A 364-nucleotide genomic window follows, 5' to 3' on the forward strand; every position below is an offset into this window, starting at 1 on the left:
ACCATGGAGCAGGCCAAGCCGGCTGCGCCGACGGCGACGGGCTTCTTCGACACGGACGTGTCCGCATGGGCCGGTGTCCGCGGTCAGGGCGCGGCGAACGCGACCATCGTGGTCAAGAACACCGCCGGCGAGGAGATCGCTCGGACGACCGCGAACAGCACCGGTAGCTACGAGGTGCGGATCGACCCGAACAAGGTCGGCTTCGGCGAGCAGCAGCTCACCGTCACCCAGACCGTGGACGACGCCACCTCGGACGGCATGGACGTCACCCTGGACTACGGGCAGAACAACCCGCAGTTCACCTCCCCCGCCGAGGGTGGGTCGCTGCCGAACCGTGACTTCACCCTCGAGGGCACCGGCAACA

The 364-nt window shown here is 68.4% G+C and carries 1 protein-coding gene; it reads left to right on the forward strand.

Annotation, left to right across the window (positions count from 1 at the left end; translation table 11 throughout):
• Positions 1-364: Ig-like domain-containing protein (locus OGL88_RS17685; protein ID WP_263092311.1), on the forward strand; the 364-nt coding region annotated here is incomplete at both ends.

This window comes from Curtobacterium sp. RIT-PI-V (genome assembly GCF_025642935.1).
Lineage (GTDB): Bacteria > Actinomycetota > Actinomycetes > Actinomycetales > Microbacteriaceae > Curtobacterium.